The organism is Metabacillus sp. KUDC1714 (genome assembly GCF_014217835.1).
In the GTDB taxonomy this organism is placed as follows: domain Bacteria; phylum Bacillota; class Bacilli; order Bacillales; family Bacillaceae; genus Metabacillus; species Metabacillus rhizosphaerae.
This window is the reverse complement of sequence record NZ_CP055263.1, coordinates 1614722-1631669: the sequence shown is the minus strand read 5'-3', so window position 1 is coordinate 1631669 and position 16948 is coordinate 1614722. Positions and strand designations below refer to the sequence as shown.

Below are 16948 nucleotides of genomic sequence, written 5' to 3'. Positions count from 1 at the left end.
CTTGATTGGACACACAATTTATCGTTTCTTTAACTATCATTCTGTTAACATTTGCTTTATATATTGGTATTGCAATTTATAATACTGCTAAAGAAACTTCAGATTTTTATGTAGCAGGGCGTGGTGTGCCACCTATTTTTAATGGAATGGCGATTGGTGCTGACTGGATGAGTGCAGCATCCTTTATCGGTATGGCTGGAACGATTATGTTGCTAGGGTTTGATGGACTTGCTTATATTATGGGCTGGACTGGTGGATATTTACTCCTTACCTTTCTATTAGCGCCTCAGCTAAGGAAATATGGTCGCTACACTGTACCTGAATTTATTGGGGATCGCTATAATAGCCATGCAGCACGTGTCATTGCAGCGATTTGTACAATTATCATTAGTTTCACCTATTCAATTGGGCAATTATCTGGATCAGGAGTTGTTATCGGGCGTCTTTTTGAAATTGATGCAAAAATTGGCACGATGATTGGCGTTGTTTTAATCGCATTTTACGCGGCCTTCGGTGGAATGAAGGGGATTACCTGGACACAGGTTGCTCAGTACTTAATTTTAATCATTGCATATCTAATTCCTGTTATTTTTATGTCACTTCAAATTACGAGCAACCCAGCCCCTTGGCTATCCTACGGTAAAATTGTAGAAGAAATGGGTGAACTAGATCGACAGCTAGGTATCTCAGAATATTTTGCTCCCTTTACAAATGGTACGAAGTGGCAGTTCCTAGCGCTAATGTTTACATTAATGGCAGGAACAGCAGGACTCCCTCATGTTATTGTCCGTTTTTATACCGTTTCAACGATGAAAGCTGCAAGATGGTCTGGTGCATGGGCACTTCTCTTCATCGGACTATTATATTTATCAGCACCTGCCTATGCTGCGTTTTCTCGCTTTATTTTAATGACAAATGTAGCGGGTAAAAAGCTTTCCGAATTACCCGCATGGACCGAATCTTGGGTAAATACAGGCAAACTACAAATTGCTGATGGAAATGGCGATGGTATCCTCCAATGGAGTGAGCTGATCATCTCAAATGATATTGTCGTTATGGCAACACCTGAGATTGCAAACCTCGGTATGTTCGTAATTGGCTTAGTTGCTGCAGGAGCAATGGCTGCAGCCCTATCAACAGCAGGTGGCTTAATGATTGCCATTTCGTCTTCCTTTGCCCATGACATTTACTATCGTGTATTGAAGCCAAATGCAAGCGAAAAAAATCGTTTAGCTGTCGCTCGTTGGTCGATTGTTATAGCAACCTTGTTCGCGGGATTAATCGCTCTAAACCCACCAGGTGCAATTACACAGATCGTTGCATGGGCCTTTGCCTTAGCATCTGGCACGTTCTTCCCAGCTCTTCTCATTGGAGTATGGTGGAAGCGATCAAACACTCAAGGCGTCATCTCTGGAATGCTAGTCGGTTTAGCGGTAACACTCATTTACATCTTTGCCTCAAAATACGGCGGTTTCACGATCGCCGGCATTATTGACACAGGTGCAGGTGTGTTTGGTGCAACAGCAGCAATCTTAACCAATATTATCGTCTCACTTGCTACAAAAGCTCCTTCAATTGAAACACAGGAAGAAGTTCTGAATTTACGTTATCCTGAGCAAATGACGTATAAGGATGGAGAAGTGTGGATGGATAAATAGCAATGATAAACAAACCACAAAGTTGTTTTAATGCTTTGTGGTTTGTTTTTGTTTGGAATAGAAATGGGTAAGATGGCCGTGAACTCTACTAATTCAATAGATTCATTTTTCTTTACAAATTGTTATATTGGTTTGTTTCACTGGACGAATATGGTATTTGTATTATGAATATAAAAACAAACTACATACCATGAGGAGTAAATAGCATGTCATGTATTATAATTAAAAAATATTGATAAAGTTAGCCTCAGAAGCCCCACCATCCATCGACAAATTTCTCGGGAAATAATCCAACGTAAGGAGTTAAATAAAAATTCAAAAACTATCCCGCAAAAAATAATTCCTATTTATTTACCCTCCAAAAACCAATAAAATCACACCAAAATGTAATGAAATTCAAAAAAAATCAAATAAACCCTTGTCCCTCTTGACTTTTCTTGCATAATCTCTGACCCAAGCTAATAAAATGTTACAAACCTATCAAAGAGAGTGTTTGAGGTGAGGGATCGTGAGTGTACATTCTAATCGCAGTAAAAGAGGCATCATACATTCATCTAAGAGAAAGTCAGCCACAGTGTCTTGGTATGCGAGTCTCATTTCACACTTCTCACATCCATATTAGGGAGGTCGAGTGGTGTGCACGATTACATCAAAGAACGCACAATCAAGATTGGGAAGTATATCGTGGAGACAAAGAAAACAGTTCGCGTGATTGCGAAGGAATTTGGAGTTTCCAAAAGTACCGTCCATAAAGATTTAACGGAAAGGCTACCTGAAATAAATCCTGATCTTGCGAATGAGGTAAAGGAAATTCTTGATTACCATAAATCAATAAGACATCTTCGAGGTGGTGAAGCAACTAAGCTTAAGTACAAAAAGGACGAGATTTTAGAAGAACAACCAGTAAAATAAAAATTTCTATCTAATTCTCTATAAATCGACAAATTCCTACATAAACTAGTTAATTTATTTTACAAAATCATACTATTTTTATGATTTTATGATACAATACTTAATTAGGTTAGTAATTAGAGGAATGCAGATTTGCAAGGAGGATATAGATAGAATGTTTGCGAGGGATATTGGTATAGATCTTGGTACAGCAAATGTATTGATACATGTTAAAGGTAAAGGCATTGTGCTAAATGAGCCATCGGTTGTTGCGTTAGACAAGAATTCAGGGAAGGTTCTTGCTGTTGGTGAAGAAGCGAGACGTATGGTAGGACGTACTCCTGGGAATATTGTTGCAATTCGTCCTTTAAAAGATGGTGTAATTGCAGATTTTGAAGTAACAGAAGCGATGTTAAAACACTTTATTAATAAGCTAAATGTAAAAGGATTACTTTCAAAACCGCGCATGCTGATTTGTTGCCCAACGAATATTACATCAGTTGAACAAAAGGCAATTAGAGAAGCAGCTGAAAAGAGCGGTGGAAAAAATGTTTATCTTGAGGAAGAACCAAAAGTAGCAGCAATTGGTGCTGGTATGGACATCTTCCAACCATATGGAAATATGGTAGTTGATATTGGCGGTGGAACTACAGATGTCGCTGTTTTATCAATGGGCGATATTGTCACCGCCTCTTCAATTAAAATGGCAGGGGACAAGTTTGACCTCGAAATTTTAAATTACATTAAACGTGAGTACAAGCTATTAATTGGTGAACGTACGGCTGAAGACATTAAAGTAAATGTTGCAACAGTATTCCCAGGCGGACGTAATGAAGAAATAAGCATACGTGGCCGTGATATGGTAACAGGTCTACCTCGAACAATTACAGTGAATTCCAAAGAAGTTCATGAAGCACTTCGCGAATCAGTTGCTGTTATTGTACAAGCAGCTAAAAGCGTCCTAGAGCGTACTCCACCAGAGCTTTCTGCAGACATCATTGATCGCGGTGTTATTTTAACCGGTGGTGGAGCCCTATTAAATGGTTTAGACCAGCTACTAGCTGAAGAGCTAAAGGTACCAGTTCTAGTTGCAGAAGCACCAATGGATTGTGTTGCAATTGGTACAGGAATTATGCTAGATAATATGGATCGTCTTCCGCGCAAAAAACTAGTTTAATAAATATTACGATGAAGAGTCTGATTTTCAGACTCTTTTGTTATAGAAAAAAGAAAAATGGTTCCTTCATCCTAAATCTTTTCATAATTTCCCCAAAAATATAGCATACATTTCCTAAAAAAATGTAATGAGAAAACAGTCGTTCTCCTTTATAATTAATTATAGGGAATTCTGTCGAAAGAATTCAGATTGTGCGGAATTTTAAAACTGAGGTGGATGTTAAACATGTTAAGAGGTTTATATACGGCAACTGCAGGTATGCTCACACAACAAAAGCGTACGGAGATGCTTTCTAATAATATGGCAAACTCCAACACACCTGGCTACAAAGCAGATCAATCTTCAATTCGTGCATTTCCAGAGATGCTTTTAAAAAGAATGGACAATAATTCTGTTCCAGCAACAGTCGGGACATTAAATACAGGGGTTTATTTACAAGAACTCAACAGTCAAAACATTCAAGGTGAGCTACGTGAAACTGGGTTAAAGAGTGATCTAGCCCTTATCGAACAAAATGTACCATTTAACCAAGATACAAATGTAAAAGGTACACTGCTTTTTGCAGTAGAAAATCAAGCAGGTGAAGAGCGCTACACGAAAAATGGACATTTCACACTTGATGAAAATGGAACATTACTTTCTGATGGTAACCAGGTTTTATCAACAACTGGTCAGCCGATATCGATTCAATCAAGCAACTATCAAATAACGGCTGATGGCGATATATTTGATGCTGATGACGAGTTCGTAGCACAAATTGATGTACGCTTTGAAGATGATGTCCGTAACTTAGTAAAAGAAGGCAATGGATTATTTCGAACAGTTGATGAACAGGCATTACCTACAGCGATCAACAATGGGGCAATAACATATAGCTTAAAGCAAAATCACTTAGAAAATTCTACGGTTGATGTTGGACGAACCTATACAGATATGATGACAGCTTATCGTTCATTTGAAGCAAATCAAAAGGTACTACAAGCATATGATAAAAGTATGGATAAGGCCGTGAACGAAATTGGCCGCTTAAGATAATAGGGGGAACATATTATGTTACGCTCAATGATTACAGCGACTAATACAATGGGCCAGCTACAAAAGCAGCTTGATACCATTGGCCACAATTTAGCTAATATCGATACCCAAAGCTATAAACGAACTGAAACATCATTTTCTGAACTCGTTCGTCAGCAATATGATAATCAAACAAAAGAGACAGAAGAAACAAACACTAATGGCGAATTAGGGATTAGTCAGGGAACAGGTGCAAAGCTCGGGAGCAGTCTTGTCTTTACCCAAGGAAGTCTGAAACAAACCGGGAGAGCATTAGATATAGCGCTAACTGTACCAAATCAGTTCTTTCAAATCGAAGTTAATGGAGAAATTCAGTATACTAGAGATGGTGCACTTTACCTATCACCAACAACAGATGGTACGAATCGTTTAATGCTAGCGACAGCTGAAGGAAATCAAGTACTTGATGAAAATCAAAACCCAATTATGTTTGAAGATAATTTTAAGGAACTCGTGATTTCAAAGGATGGGACAATTACAGCGGTTCCGAGAAATGATGAGGAACTTCCACAGATTTTCGGTATAGGTGTTGTAGAATTTGAACGCCCACAAATGCTTGTTCAAAATGGGAATAATCGCTATAGCTTAAAGGACTTAGGCAATAATCAACTAGGTGATGTGCTTACCTTTTTAGATGGAGAGCTTCGAAACGAAGTATCAATGCAGCAAGGTGCACTTGAAATGTCAAATGTAGACTTATCAAAGGAAATGACCGATTTAATGATCTCACAACGTTCCTATCAGATGAATGCAAAATCCATCACAATGGGTGACCAAATGTTGGGATTAATAAATGGTGTAAGATAGGAGTTTAGACTATTGGTTGCAAAAGACGTGGCAAAAGTAGCTAGCCGAGAAGAAGTAAAAAAAGCAAAAAAAGCCAAGAAGGAACAAAACACAAACGAACAAAATGATAAAAATCGAATCCGTATCCGTATCAGATTAATACCGATATGGGTGAGGGTTTTGCTCGTGCTAATTTTCATGGTGCTTAGTACCCTTGTTGGACTAATTGTAGGCTATGGTATTATTGGCAACGGTAATCCTGCAGATGCACTTGAAGAGTCAACATGGCAGCATATTATTGATTTGGTTGAAAAAGAATAAACAGAAGATTATACTTTGCATATAGGGGAGGTGAATACCTTCCTTTTGTCGTATACATAAAAGAAACCTAGGTTAGCCCTGAGGCTGAGAGGGTATTTCCCAAAAAATAGTTAAGGAGTACATACAATGTTAGATATCCAACAAATTAAAGAAATTATCCCACACCGTTACCCGTTTTTATTAGTTGATCGCGTTTTAGAGGTTGAAGAAGGAAAACATGCGGTAGGTATTAAAAATGTAACAGCAAACGAAGAATTTTTTAATGGTCACTTCCCAGATTATCCGGTTATGCCTGGAGTATTAATTGTTGAAGCACTTGCACAAGTAGGTGCAGTCGCAATGCTTAAAAAAGAGGAAAACCGCGGTAGGTTAGCATTTTTTACAGGTATCGACAATTGCCGCTTCAAAAAACAAGTTAAGCCAGGTGACCAATTACGTCTTGAAGTCGAAATCATCCGCTCAAGAGGAGCACTTGGAAAAGGAAAAGCAACAGCTACAGTTGATGGCGAAATCGTATGTGAAGCGGAAATCATGTTTGCACTTGGTGAGAAAAAAGAAGAAGAATAAGCAAAGAGACAAATTGACCACAACTAGGTCGTTTGTCTCTTTTTTAATTCAAGAGGTTTCATCGAAAGGCGGCATGTCTATATAGATAATATCGTTACCCTGTAAAGAATGAAATTATTAAATCTGGGAAACATAAAAAAGTACCTGCCCAAAAAAATAATAGTGAAAGGAGCAATTATAATGACTAAAAAATGGCTTATGGCCTTATCAGGTCCACTTCTTGCAGCAATCATCGTAACTGGTTGTGCTGATGACCAAGACCCTGCACCACCAGAAGATACGAACGAACAACTACCTGACGAAAACGGTGAATCTCCAGTAGACGAAAATCTGGATGAAAACATGGACCCGCAAGGTACCGGAGAAGATAATGGAAACGGTGAACTAATGGAAGAAGAAGGCACTGAGGAAGGTAACACAGGAGAAGAAACAACAGAAGAAGGTAAAACTGAAGGCGAGAATGCAAAAGAATAAATGTCTGGTGAAAGGGCTAACTCTCTCTTGGTTGGCCCTTTTTTGTGGATTGAACCTGGGAATAATTCGATCATTAATAGAGAAAGGTGAAGCGATTTGGTTCAATCCACACTGTCATGAGAGGTTGAAAATAGGTATTGTTCAATAAAATGCGTAAATGGTTCAATGCCAGAGAAAGATGGTTTAATAAATCAGAAAGATGGTTCAATTAAGTAAAAAAGTGGTTCAATCCGCATCAATTAATCAATCATAAGCAGGAAAAACATGCTAGATATAATCAAAATAAGCAATTTGCACCCTCACCACCCATCAAACATCAAAAAAATGTAAAACACCCCCAATCTATAACCCCAATAAGTTTACCAAATTAAATAAATTTCAACTTTTTCAATAAAACACTCATAAGTATGATTCTGCTATGAATATGATGGTGGTAGAGTACTTAAAAACTCATAAATAGCTACTGTATGAAAAATAGTGGTCTAAAGTGGATGGGTAAACTTACCACAAGTGTACTGATAACCACTTTGCCACATAACAAAGAGGTGTGATAAAGGTGAAAGATATGAATGATCCTCATGTGCAACAAGCAGCATTCACCCCAATGAAAGCCTATAGACCGTTTCATAGTCGATTTGATCCTTGTCGACCAATCGGATTGAAGTTTTATTCAACACCACCACAACTATATATGGGGTTTCAGCCACCAAACCTTCAGCAGTTTCCGCCTAAGGTTGCGTTGAGAAAGGGGACTCTTTGGCCAGCATTGTATGATCCATATGAGAATCCTTATGAGGGAAAAAGGGGGTAGGAAGTGTGCAGCAATTACCTGATGAATATTACCAGCTACTTGAAGAGATTCAAGCAGTAGATTTTGTCCTTGTTGAGCTTACACTTTATCTTGATACACATCCACATGATGTTCAAGCACTTCAACAATTCAATCAGTTCGCTTTACAAAGTAAGCAGCTTAAGCAATCGTTTGAGGCGAAGTTCGGGATGCTTCAGCAATTTGGTGGAAGTTTTGCAGATGCAAATTGGAGCTGGGGAACTGCTCCATGGCCATGGCAAGTGTAAGGAAAGACAAATCAAGGATCGGCGATGTTCCGATCCTTTTCATAAGAAGGGAGTAGATGAACATGTGGGTATACGAAAAAAAGCTCCAATACCCTGTAAAGGTGAGTACGTGTAATCCAACTCTTGCAAAGTATTTAATTGAGCAATATGGTGGTGCAGATGGTGAATTAGCAGCAGCGTTACGTTATTTAAACCAACGATATACAATTCCAAGTAAAGTTATCGGCTTATTAAATGATATTGGCACAGAGGAATTCGCCCATTTAGAAATGATCGCAACGATGGTCTATAAGCTAACAAAGGATGCAACACCAGAGCAATTAAAAGCAGCAGGTCTCGCTTCTCACTATGTTAACCATGACTCTGCTTTGTTTTATCACAATGCTGATGGTGTACCATTTACGGCAACCTATATTCAAGCAAAAGGAGATCCAATTGCTGACCTATATGAGGATATTGCGGCAGAAGAAAAGGCGAGAGCTACATATCAATGGATTATCGATATCTCAGATGACACTGATCTAAATGATAGCCTTGCCTTTTTAAGAGAACGTGAAATTATTCACTCCCAACGATTTAGAGAAGCTGTGGAAATATTAAAAGATGAACGTGATAAGAAAAAGATATTTTAATGGAAAAACTCGGAGCGAAGGCAGCGTTCCGAGTTTTTTTATAGAGAAAAAAGGCTGCACAACAATCATAGTGCAGCCTATAAGAAGAAGTTATAACTTAGTCGTTTCCTTACGCTGATGAACATTTCCTGAAAAAGCCTCAATTAAACTATCCCCTGATAAACCTTGTCCCATCAAGGAACGGAGTAGCACCTCTGGATCATGAATAGGTTTTGATGTCAGTAATCGACCATCTAATAAAATTGATAAGTGTTGATCAAGTGGTGTTAATGTTCTAACCTTTGCAACGATTTGAGCGGGTGCATTGCTTTTTTTAGAAATTGTAACAAAAGCCCTTATTTTAGTCTGGGCGTCAAACAATTTTTCAAAAAAAGGTTGTAGATCCTTAGAAATTAATGCTTCAATTAACCAAGAGTTTTCGCCATCTTCCCTGTTAAGGACTAATCCATCCTCGAGCGGAATCTCTTTGATTGTTTTCTCTTTCAAAGCCTCTTCTTCAATTTTTAAGCCTACAAGCTTGAACGTCTTCATTATTATCACCCTCGTCAGCTCATTTTTCTTTATTATACCATATGAAGGATGATACAAAACTTCAATGAAAAATGGTTCGAGATTGTGCTAGTTACTCTAACCTTTTCGTCGACTTTTCAATTACGGTAATAAGTATATCTTCAATTAACTTCCTCTCCCTTGGTTTTGCATATAAAAGTTGCTGCAAACCTGTGGACATTTTTGGCTGTTTAATTAAGTAATCGATAATTTGTGAAAACGAATGTTCATTACCGTAGTCACCATAAACCTCGTAAAGTAAATCATCTGTTACTTGGTCTCTGCCAATAAGATGATCAATGCTAACAGAGAATGTCTTACTTAAAAGAAGTAAGTAAGATAAAGCAGGCTCTTGTTCTCCTGTTTCAAGGCGTGTTATTACGGGCCGAGATACATTGATTTTGTCCGCTAACTGCTCTTGTGACCACCCCTTGCGTTCACGATAAAATTTCATATTCATCTTGAATTTCTTCAGCTCTTTCATAAATCAATCCACCCTCTCTTATTTCTAATGTTTTGATTGTGAACATATTTAGAATCGTTCAAAAATCGAACGAAAATAGATATTTAGACCTATTTAGAGAATAATGGAAAAATATGAAGAAAGAACGAGATGAATGTTAAATTTCTCTTAAAATTCGTCAAATTTCACTTCATATCACTCTTGGGTAAATTTAGAAATTTTTAACAATGACATATACTTACAATGTAAATTAATCGAAAAGAGGTCATAGAATGGTTGAATTTAAACTAAAGAGTCTTTATTTAAAACAGAAAAAAACCGATTCTTTACAAGTAAAGGAGACAACTACACAAGATTTGGTCATTTTAAGAATAGGAGATTATAACCAAAATAAATCAAAATATCATCATTTCCATGTCCCCTTACATGGAATCGTTGAGATCCAATATGAAACACCAGATCACAATAACCTATTACGCATTGTCTTCCAATTAAACCAGAGAAATCTATCAATTCAATACTATACTTGGAATGAGACAGATCAACACTACATAGAAGCACCCCTTGAAAACGAGATTATCCATTCTCTTTCCTTTCAAGCAATTCTACAAAGTATAAGCTTCTCTAATGATAATCATTTATCTTACATTGTGAATTCTCTTCAGCCATTAAATGATATACAAAAAGGTTGAAAATTGCTGAATTTGCTGAAACAATAAACAATTCTTAATAAAAATTCAAAAACTGCTTAGGAGAAAGATCTTTTCGTCAATTAGTTGGCATCCAAAACAAATTTTCACTTGTTTTTCCAATCATTTAAAATCTACTACAATACATTTGTACATGAAATGAAAGGAGGAACGAAGTGATCAACCAAGTCATATTAGTAGGCAGACTGACGAAAGACCCGGAAATTCGCTATACAGCAGATGGAGCTCCAGTTGCAAACATCACCCTTGCTGTAAGTCGACAATTTCGCAATGCTGCTGGAGAAATTGATACAGATTTCGTGAATTGCTCTGTTTGGAGACGAACAGCAGAAAATACAGCAAATTACTGTCGAAAAGGTTCAATTGTAGGCGTAACAGGAAGAATTCAGACGAGAAGCTATGAAAATGCAGAACGAACTCGAGTTTATGTTACTGAAGTTGTTGCTGATTCCGTTCGCTTTATGAGTGGAAAACCACGTGAACTAGTTGAACAAGAAAGTTAAAATTCATCTTTTTCTGCATAAGAAAAAATCAATGGTATCCCCTTAACTCCTCAAATCTAAAGGCTGGTTGCTCATATCAACCAGAGTAATCAGCCGATTTTTTATGGATGAGACATGATTTTTCCCTACTGCCATTTCAACGGATTTATCAACGATTATGAACAATTTATCTTCGATTTACCGAATTTATCTTCGAAAACAGACCATTTATCTTCGATTATTCACATTTATCGACTATTAGACAAATTTCGACTTTTTTCTACATATTCATTAAATTAAAAATGAAAGAATTAAGAATAGGTACATAACTCTGGTCGCTATGAGAAAATTAACAATTTCACTTCGATGAAAATATTTATAAAAAAGACTTGAAATTTTGAATTCGTTTTCATATTATATTACTAAAGGTAGTAACTTTTATTTAAAGGTCACTACGTTACAATGAAAAAGAAAACATAACGATAAATTTAAAGGAGATGTATTATTTATGAAATATTTTTTAGATAGTGCAATTATTAGTGAAATTCGTTACGCCTATGAAAATTGGGCAATTGATGGGTTAACAACAAATCCTAAGCACATTATGAATAGTGGGAAACCATTCTTAACTGTTGTAGATGAATTAGCTAGTGAATTTAGAGGTGTTGAAAACTTCCCAGTTTCTGTTGAAATCAATCCTCATCTAAATGATGCAAAAGAGATGGTGACTGAAGGGAAAAAAATTGCATCTCTTTCATCAAATTTTGTCATTAAAATTCCATGTACAGAATCAGGCTTAATTGCTGCTAAGGAATTGAAAAAGGAAGGAATTCCAACAAATGTTACTTTAGTATTTTCACCGGCTCAAGCAATTCAAACAGCTAGAATTGGAGCTACTTTTGTTTCTCCTTTTGTTGGTTGGAAAGAGAATCATGGAGAAGATACAGGACAATATATTCAAGATATTGCAAGCATTTATAAAACATACGGCTATGAAACTGAGATTATTGTTGCTGCATTAAGAAATGGGAAACAAATTGTTGATGCTGCTAAAGCAGGAGCAGATATTGTAACTTGTGGATTCGATGTGTATAAAAATAGTTTCGATCATGCATATACCGATTATGGTTTAAATATTTTCCGTAATGCATGGGACAATACAGCAAAAGAAGAATCGGTTTTAAAATAAAAACTAGTAAGGGGCCCTGTAAGAATGAGGGCCCTTTATAAAAAAGGAGAAATCATCCTTGTCAAACTATGAACTAGTAAAAAAGAAAAATCCTCATTTAAACTTTTATCATATAAAGGATAGTCAGTTCAGAGATTATGGAAAAATTCTAGAAAACTATGAATTTGAGGAATTGATGGTACAGATGGAAAAAACAGAGATTCCTCAAGATGGCAACATTTATGTAGCATCAGATTCCCAATTAGAGGAAAAAAGATTAATGGAAATAATTGAAGCTAGTATTTACGGGAATATGCCTATTCAAATTGGCTATTGTAATGGTAGAAATTCGACATTAAATGGTCTAGAATATCATAAGGGAAGCGAGATTAATATTGCTATTACAGACTTAGTCCTATTATTAGGTAGAGTACAAGATATCGAAAATAACAGTTATAATGCAAGAGATGTATCCGCTTTCTATATTCCTGAGGGCACTGTGATCGAATTATATGGAACAACACTTCATTTTGCACCTTGTAAGGTTACAGATATTGGGTTTAAGACAGTTGTCATTTTACCTAAAGGAACGAATCAACCTTTGGAAGGGGAATTCGAAAAAATCACCTCTGAAGATCAACTGTTGTTTATGAAAAATAAGTGGTTAATTGCTCACCCTGAACGTAAGGTTCTTATTGATAAAGGGGCATTTCCCGGTATTAAAGGTGAAAATATAGAAGTTTACTATTAATAGGCAAGGGGGTTTATTAAATGGCTGATCAAAATGTATTATTTACATTACTTTCATGTTTATTTTTTATGGTAGTAATGGGAATATGGACATATAAGAAGACTAAAGGTTCAAATTCAACAACAGAAGGTTACTTTTTAGCAGGACGTGGTTTATCAGGTGGCTTTATTGCAGGGGCACTTATTTTAACGAACTTATCTGCTGAACAAATGATTGGTTTAAATGGACAATCCTATGGTGCTAATATGACCAATATGGCTTGGGAAGTTACGGCAATTTTTGCGATTGTAATTATGACATTAATCTTATTACCACGCTACTTGGGAGGCGCGTTTACAACTTTGCCTCAATTTTTGAGAGATCGTTATGATGAAGGTGTTAGAAGATTAGCTGTACTATTATTTATGCTAGGTTATGTCCTAGTTACCATTCCTTCAACATTATATTCTGGTGCTTTAGCTGTAATGAAATTGTTTGATGTGCCAGAATTGTTTGGTATTTCATACACACAATCTATTTGGTTAATGGTTTGGACAATAGGTATTATTGGTGCAGTGTTTGCGATATTCGGAGGAATGAAAGCGATTGCTGTATCTGATACTTTTATTGGAGTTGGTTTATTAGTTGTTTGTACACTTATTCCAGCAATCGCCTTATTCCAATTAGGCGATGGAAGCGTAGTTGAAGGGTTTAAAACAATTTCAACAAATAGCCCTGAGAAATTGAATGCTGTTGGCTCAAGTACAGATTCAGTACCATTTGCTACGATCTTTACAGGAATGATTTGGGCTAACCTGTTTTATTGGGGTACGAACCAATATGCTATTCAGCGGACACTTGGAGCTGCTAATCTAGCAGAAGGACAAAAAGGTGTTTTGTATACGGGATTTTTTAAATTATTAGTTCCAATCTTTATGATGATCCCTGGAATTATTGCTTTCCATTTATATGGTGGAGATTTAAATCCTGTCGATCTAGCATTTCCGACTTTAGTAGCAAATATATTACCATGGTATTTGCAAGGCTTTTTCTTAGTCGTACTTCTGGGCGCGGTATTTAGTACATTTAATGCATTGATTAATTCAGCTGCAACAATGTTTGCTTTAGATGTTGTACAGCCATTAAAACCATCCATATCTGACGAAAAACTGCTTAGTTTAAGTAAATGGTTTGGTGCTGTATTAGCGATCATAAGTTTCTGTGTGTCACCATTATTAATGTATGCACCAGATGGTTTATGGGAATTAATTCGTCGTTTTACCGGATTCTTTAATATTCCAGTTATTGCTGTTGTATTAATTGGAATCTTTGCTAAGAGAGTTCCGCCGATAGCTGCAAAAGTAGCAATTGTCTTCCATGTCATTGTGTATTACATGCTTGTATGGGGAACGAATCATTTATTTGGATTCAAAGTAGAAATTAACTTTATTCATATTTATGCAATTCTGTTTTTCACTGAAGTAGCAATGATGTTGATTATTGGTAAAATTGCGCCTAGAAAAGAAGCGTGGAATTTTACTCCAAAGCCAAAGGTAGATATGCAACCTTGGAAATATGCTCTATGTGTTTCAATCATTTTAATTGGGTTAATGTTTAGTTTCTATATTGTTTTCTCACCGATTGGTTTAGCTTATAGTGAAGCAATAGTATCACCTTATTTCTGGCCAGCTCTGCTTTCATTGGCTGCGGTGACAGCAATATTCGCTTATATTTCTGTGAAGAAATGGAATAAAAAATATAGTAACTATGTGAAAAAACAAATTACACCGGTTGAGGTTGATAAATCAAAATTTTCAGCATGATGGACTAGGAGGATAACAATGCAAAATACGCTAAAGGAATCAAAATTAGTTTTAAATAAGATCGAATCAGGATTCGAGGTAATTCTTAATCATGTTCTCCTGTTTCGTCATACAAAGGATTATCCAGTCATATTTGTTGGTCGCGGTGAGGAAAAAATTGATATGTACCGAGGGAATTTCGATATTAAGGATTATGTAATCGAACGTATCCCACTTAAATATGCTGAAATAAAGGAATATAACAATGAATATGAAATTGACTTTTCAAGTTTTGATGGCGGAGAAGTATTATTAAATCTCTCTATTAAAATTGAAAATGGTCGTTTGAAAATGGAATATATCAATAAGGATTCAAGTATTAATCGCTTTTGGTTAAGAATTGCAGCAAATCCAGATGAAAAAATTTACGGATGTGGTGAACAGCTATCCTATTTTAATCTACGTGGAAAAAACTTTCCATTGTGGACTTCTGAACCTGGTGTAGGGAGAAATAAAAATACGTATGTTACCTGGCAGGCTGATGTGAAGGACAAAGCAGGTGGAGATTATTACAATACAAATTTCCCACAGCCAACATATGTATCAAGTCAAAAATATTACTGTCATACTGAAACAACCGCATATGCAGACTTTGATTTCCGTCATCCAGAATTCCATGAATTGCAAGTATGGGAAGTACCTAAATCTTTGGTATTTGAAACAGCAGAAACGTATATTGAGCTTGTTGAAAAAATTTCAAATTTGTTTGGTAGACAGCCAGAATTACCGGAATGGGTATATAATGGTGTCATTTTAGGGATTCAGGGCGGAACTGAGGTTGTAGAGCAGAAGTTAGAAAAAGCTCTTGCTGCAGGCATGAAGGTTTCTGGAGTATGGTGTCAAGATTGGCAAGGGAAACGAATCACTTCATTTGGTAAGCGCTTAATGTGGAACTGGCAATGGAACGAGAATGAGTATCCTGAATTAGATAAAAAGATTCCACAATGGAAAGAAAATGGGATTCGCTTTTTAAGCTATATCAACCCTTATGTAGCAATTGAAGGCCATTTGTATAAAGTTGCTGAAGAAGAGGGCTATTTGGCACTAAATGACAAAGGTGAAATCTATTTAGTCGATTTTGGCGAGTTTTATTGTGGTGTAGTTGATTTTACAAATGAAGAGGCTTGTGAATGGTATAAACAAGTGATTAAGGAGAACATGATTGACTTTGGTATAGATGGTTGGATGGCAGATTTTGGAGAATACTTGCCAACGGACGTTGTTCTAAAGAATGGTGTAGATGCACGTATTATGCATAATGCATGGCCAACTCTGTGGGCGAAAATAAATTACGAGGCTGTATCTGAAGCTAAGAAACTAGGCGAAGTGGTTTACTTCATGCGTGCTGGATACACAGGAGTTCAGAAATATTGTACGATGCTTTGGGGTGGTGACCAAAGTGTTGATTGGTCACTTGATGATGGTTTAGCATCTGTTATTCCTGCAGCACTTTCTTCAGGTATGATAGGCTGTGGCTTGCATCACAGTGATATCGGAGGTTACACAAGCTTACATGGAAATAAACGATCAAAAGAATTGTTAATGAGATGGTCGGAAATGGGAGCCTTCACACCCATGATGAGAACACATGAAGGAAATCGTCCTGACGATTGTTTCCAGTACGATGATGACCAGGAGTCATTAGACCATTTAGCAAGAATGACGAATATCTTTGTTACTCTTGCTCCTTATACAAAGTCATTAGTAAAAATGAATTCAGAAAGAGGCATTCCAGTCCAACGTCCACTGTTTATGCATTATGAAAATGACGAAATAGCATATGACCTTAAATATCAATATTTATATGGTGAGGATGTATTAGTAGCACCTGTACATCAAGAAAACCAGAGTGAATGGGAGGTTTACTTGCCAGAAGATACATGGGTACATCTATGGAGCGGGCGAGAATACCAAGGAGGATATGTAACTGTTGAAGCACCAATAGGTTATCCACCTGTATTTTATCGTAAAGAGTCTAAATGGAAAGAGTTATTCTTAAAATTATCTGACATCTAATCGAGATAACTTTTTAGAGGGTTGTTGAAGTTTTCAACAGCCTTTTTTTAATCGTTTACGAAATTATAAAATTCTTGAACTGTGGATAAGCGCACGACATCCAGCTCCAGCGCCTAGCCCCTCTAGGGTCTAGCTAATTTAGAATTGAAGGCAAAAAACGCCTTCTATTCTAAATCATCTTATTTGCCTGAGGCTGATCAAGGCGCTTGCGCTTTTGTTCATTCAGCATAGAGGAAGATCGATTTGGTTTTAAGCTTGAAATCATGGAAAGATAGTAATGTATGTTATAATAGTTATGATGAAAGTTAAGA

Annotated in this window: 19 protein-coding genes; 17 read left to right on the top strand and 2 right to left on the bottom strand. The window is 36.6% G+C overall.

Annotation, left to right across the window (positions count from 1 at the left end; translation table 11 throughout):
- Positions 1–5: 5 nt before the first annotated feature.
- From HUW50_RS07845 to cotJC, 11 genes are all read left to right on the top strand, one after another.
- On the top strand, positions 6–1658 hold the full coding sequence (locus HUW50_RS07845; RefSeq protein WP_066328668.1) for a sodium:solute symporter family protein: 1653 nt from the start codon (positions 6–8) through the stop codon (positions 1656–1658).
- Between the two features lie 636 nt (positions 1659–2294).
- Positions 2295–2570, top strand: coding sequence for a sporulation transcriptional regulator SpoIIID (gene spoIIID / locus HUW50_RS07840; protein WP_046588600.1), 276 nt, complete (start codon positions 2295–2297; stop codon positions 2568–2570).
- A 154-nt stretch (positions 2571–2724) separates the two neighbouring features.
- The gene (gene mreB / locus HUW50_RS07835) at positions 2725–3726 is read left to right on the top strand and encodes a rod shape-determining protein (RefSeq protein ID WP_066328673.1); all 1002 of its coding nucleotides are present in this window, start codon (positions 2725–2727) and stop codon (positions 3724–3726) included.
- A 225-nt stretch (positions 3727–3951) separates the two neighbouring features.
- A complete protein-coding gene (locus HUW50_RS07830; RefSeq protein WP_066328675.1) occupies positions 3952–4761 on the top strand; it encodes a flagellar hook-basal body protein in 810 nt (269 codons plus the stop codon).
- A 15-nt stretch (positions 4762–4776) separates the two neighbouring features.
- Positions 4777–5607, top strand: a complete 831-nt coding sequence (locus HUW50_RS07825) for a flagellar hook-basal body protein (RefSeq protein ID WP_185653810.1) — start codon at positions 4777–4779, stop codon at positions 5605–5607.
- Between the two features lie 12 nt (positions 5608–5619).
- Complete coding sequence (locus HUW50_RS07820; protein WP_066328681.1) at positions 5620–5907, top strand: DNA-directed RNA polymerase subunit beta; 288 nt, start codon at positions 5620–5622, stop codon at positions 5905–5907.
- Positions 5908–6033: 126 nt separating this feature from the next.
- Positions 6034–6474: a 3-hydroxyacyl-ACP dehydratase FabZ gene (fabZ, locus tag HUW50_RS07815; protein ID WP_066328692.1), complete on the top strand. Its 441-nt coding sequence runs from the start codon at positions 6034–6036 to the stop codon at positions 6472–6474.
- 180 nt (positions 6475–6654) lie between these two features.
- A complete protein-coding gene (locus tag HUW50_RS07810) occupies positions 6655–6948 on the top strand; it encodes a hypothetical protein (RefSeq protein ID WP_066328697.1) in 294 nt (97 codons plus the stop codon).
- A 565-nt stretch (positions 6949–7513) separates the two neighbouring features.
- Positions 7514–7759: a spore coat associated protein CotJA gene (locus tag HUW50_RS07805; protein ID WP_066328939.1), complete on the top strand. Its 246-nt coding sequence runs from the start codon at positions 7514–7516 to the stop codon at positions 7757–7759.
- Between the two features lie 5 nt (positions 7760–7764).
- A complete protein-coding gene (locus HUW50_RS07800) occupies positions 7765–8025 on the top strand; it encodes a spore coat protein CotJB (RefSeq protein ID WP_066328700.1) in 261 nt (86 codons plus the stop codon).
- 62 nt (positions 8026–8087) lie between these two features.
- On the top strand, positions 8088–8657 hold the full coding sequence (gene cotJC / locus HUW50_RS07795) for a spore coat protein CotJC (RefSeq protein ID WP_066328704.1): 570 nt from the start codon (positions 8088–8090) through the stop codon (positions 8655–8657).
- A 90-nt stretch (positions 8658–8747) separates the two neighbouring features.
- Here the strand turns inward: cotJC and HUW50_RS07790 are convergent, their stop codons facing one another.
- Together HUW50_RS07790 and HUW50_RS07785 are read right to left on the bottom strand one after the other, a co-directional pair.
- Positions 8748–9188, bottom strand: a complete 441-nt coding sequence (locus HUW50_RS07790) for a YwpF family protein (protein ID WP_066328718.1) — start codon at positions 9186–9188, stop codon at positions 8748–8750.
- 91 nt (positions 9189–9279) lie between these two features.
- A complete protein-coding gene (locus HUW50_RS07785; protein WP_066328722.1) occupies positions 9280–9690 on the bottom strand; it encodes a helix-turn-helix transcriptional regulator in 411 nt (136 codons plus the stop codon).
- A gap of 251 nt (positions 9691–9941) precedes the next feature.
- Between HUW50_RS07785 and HUW50_RS07780 the strand changes: the two genes are divergently transcribed.
- The 6 genes from HUW50_RS07780 to HUW50_RS07755 all read left to right on the top strand — a co-directional run bounded on the left by HUW50_RS07780 (position 9942) and on the right by HUW50_RS07755 (position 16637).
- Positions 9942–10361, top strand: a complete 420-nt coding sequence (locus tag HUW50_RS07780) for a hypothetical protein (protein WP_066328725.1) — start codon at positions 9942–9944, stop codon at positions 10359–10361.
- A gap of 173 nt (positions 10362–10534) precedes the next feature.
- Positions 10535–10882, top strand: a complete 348-nt coding sequence (locus HUW50_RS07775) for a single-stranded DNA-binding protein (RefSeq protein WP_066328728.1) — start codon at positions 10535–10537, stop codon at positions 10880–10882.
- 487 nt (positions 10883–11369) lie between these two features.
- On the top strand, positions 11370–12050 hold the full coding sequence (locus tag HUW50_RS07770) for a transaldolase family protein (protein ID WP_066328730.1): 681 nt from the start codon (positions 11370–11372) through the stop codon (positions 12048–12050).
- Between the two features lie 58 nt (positions 12051–12108).
- A complete protein-coding gene (locus HUW50_RS07765) occupies positions 12109–12780 on the top strand; it encodes a DUF4867 family protein (protein WP_066328732.1) in 672 nt (223 codons plus the stop codon).
- A 20-nt stretch (positions 12781–12800) separates the two neighbouring features.
- Positions 12801–14582, top strand: coding sequence for a solute:sodium symporter family transporter (locus HUW50_RS07760; protein WP_066328734.1), 1782 nt, complete (start codon positions 12801–12803; stop codon positions 14580–14582).
- 18 nt (positions 14583–14600) lie between these two features.
- On the top strand, positions 14601–16637 hold the full coding sequence (locus tag HUW50_RS07755) for an alpha-glucosidase (protein ID WP_185653809.1): 2037 nt from the start codon (positions 14601–14603) through the stop codon (positions 16635–16637).
- The last annotated feature ends 311 nt before the right edge of the window (positions 16638–16948 follow it).

Bases quoted from the DNA above. Each gene is read 5' to 3' on its own strand.
- mreB (WP_066328673.1), top strand. From the start codon at position 2,725: ATGTTTGCGAGGGATATTGGTATAGATCTTGGTACAGCAAATGTATTG.
- HUW50_RS07830 (WP_066328675.1), top strand. From the start codon at position 3,952: ATGTTAAGAGGTTTATATACGGCAACTGCAGGTATGCTCACACAACAA.
- HUW50_RS07825 (WP_185653810.1), top strand. From the start codon at position 4,777: ATGTTACGCTCAATGATTACAGCGACTAATACAATGGGCCAGCTACAA.
- fabZ (WP_066328692.1), top strand. From the start codon at position 6,034: ATGTTAGATATCCAACAAATTAAAGAAATTATCCCACACCGTTACCCG.
- HUW50_RS07810 (WP_066328697.1), top strand. From the start codon at position 6,655: ATGACTAAAAAATGGCTTATGGCCTTATCAGGTCCACTTCTTGCAGCA.
- HUW50_RS07805 (WP_066328939.1), top strand. From the start codon at position 7,514: ATGAATGATCCTCATGTGCAACAAGCAGCATTCACCCCAATGAAAGCC.
- cotJC (WP_066328704.1), top strand. From the start codon at position 8,088: ATGTGGGTATACGAAAAAAAGCTCCAATACCCTGTAAAGGTGAGTACG.
- HUW50_RS07790 (WP_066328718.1), bottom strand. From the start codon at position 9,188: ATGAAGACGTTCAAGCTTGTAGGCTTAAAAATTGAAGAAGAGGCTTTG.
- HUW50_RS07785 (WP_066328722.1), bottom strand. From the start codon at position 9,690: ATGAAAGAGCTGAAGAAATTCAAGATGAATATGAAATTTTATCGTGAA.
- HUW50_RS07780 (WP_066328725.1), top strand. From the start codon at position 9,942: ATGGTTGAATTTAAACTAAAGAGTCTTTATTTAAAACAGAAAAAAACC.
- HUW50_RS07770 (WP_066328730.1), top strand. From the start codon at position 11,370: ATGAAATATTTTTTAGATAGTGCAATTATTAGTGAAATTCGTTACGCC.
- HUW50_RS07760 (WP_066328734.1), top strand. From the start codon at position 12,801: ATGGCTGATCAAAATGTATTATTTACATTACTTTCATGTTTATTTTTT.
- HUW50_RS07755 (WP_185653809.1), top strand. From the start codon at position 14,601: ATGCAAAATACGCTAAAGGAATCAAAATTAGTTTTAAATAAGATCGAA.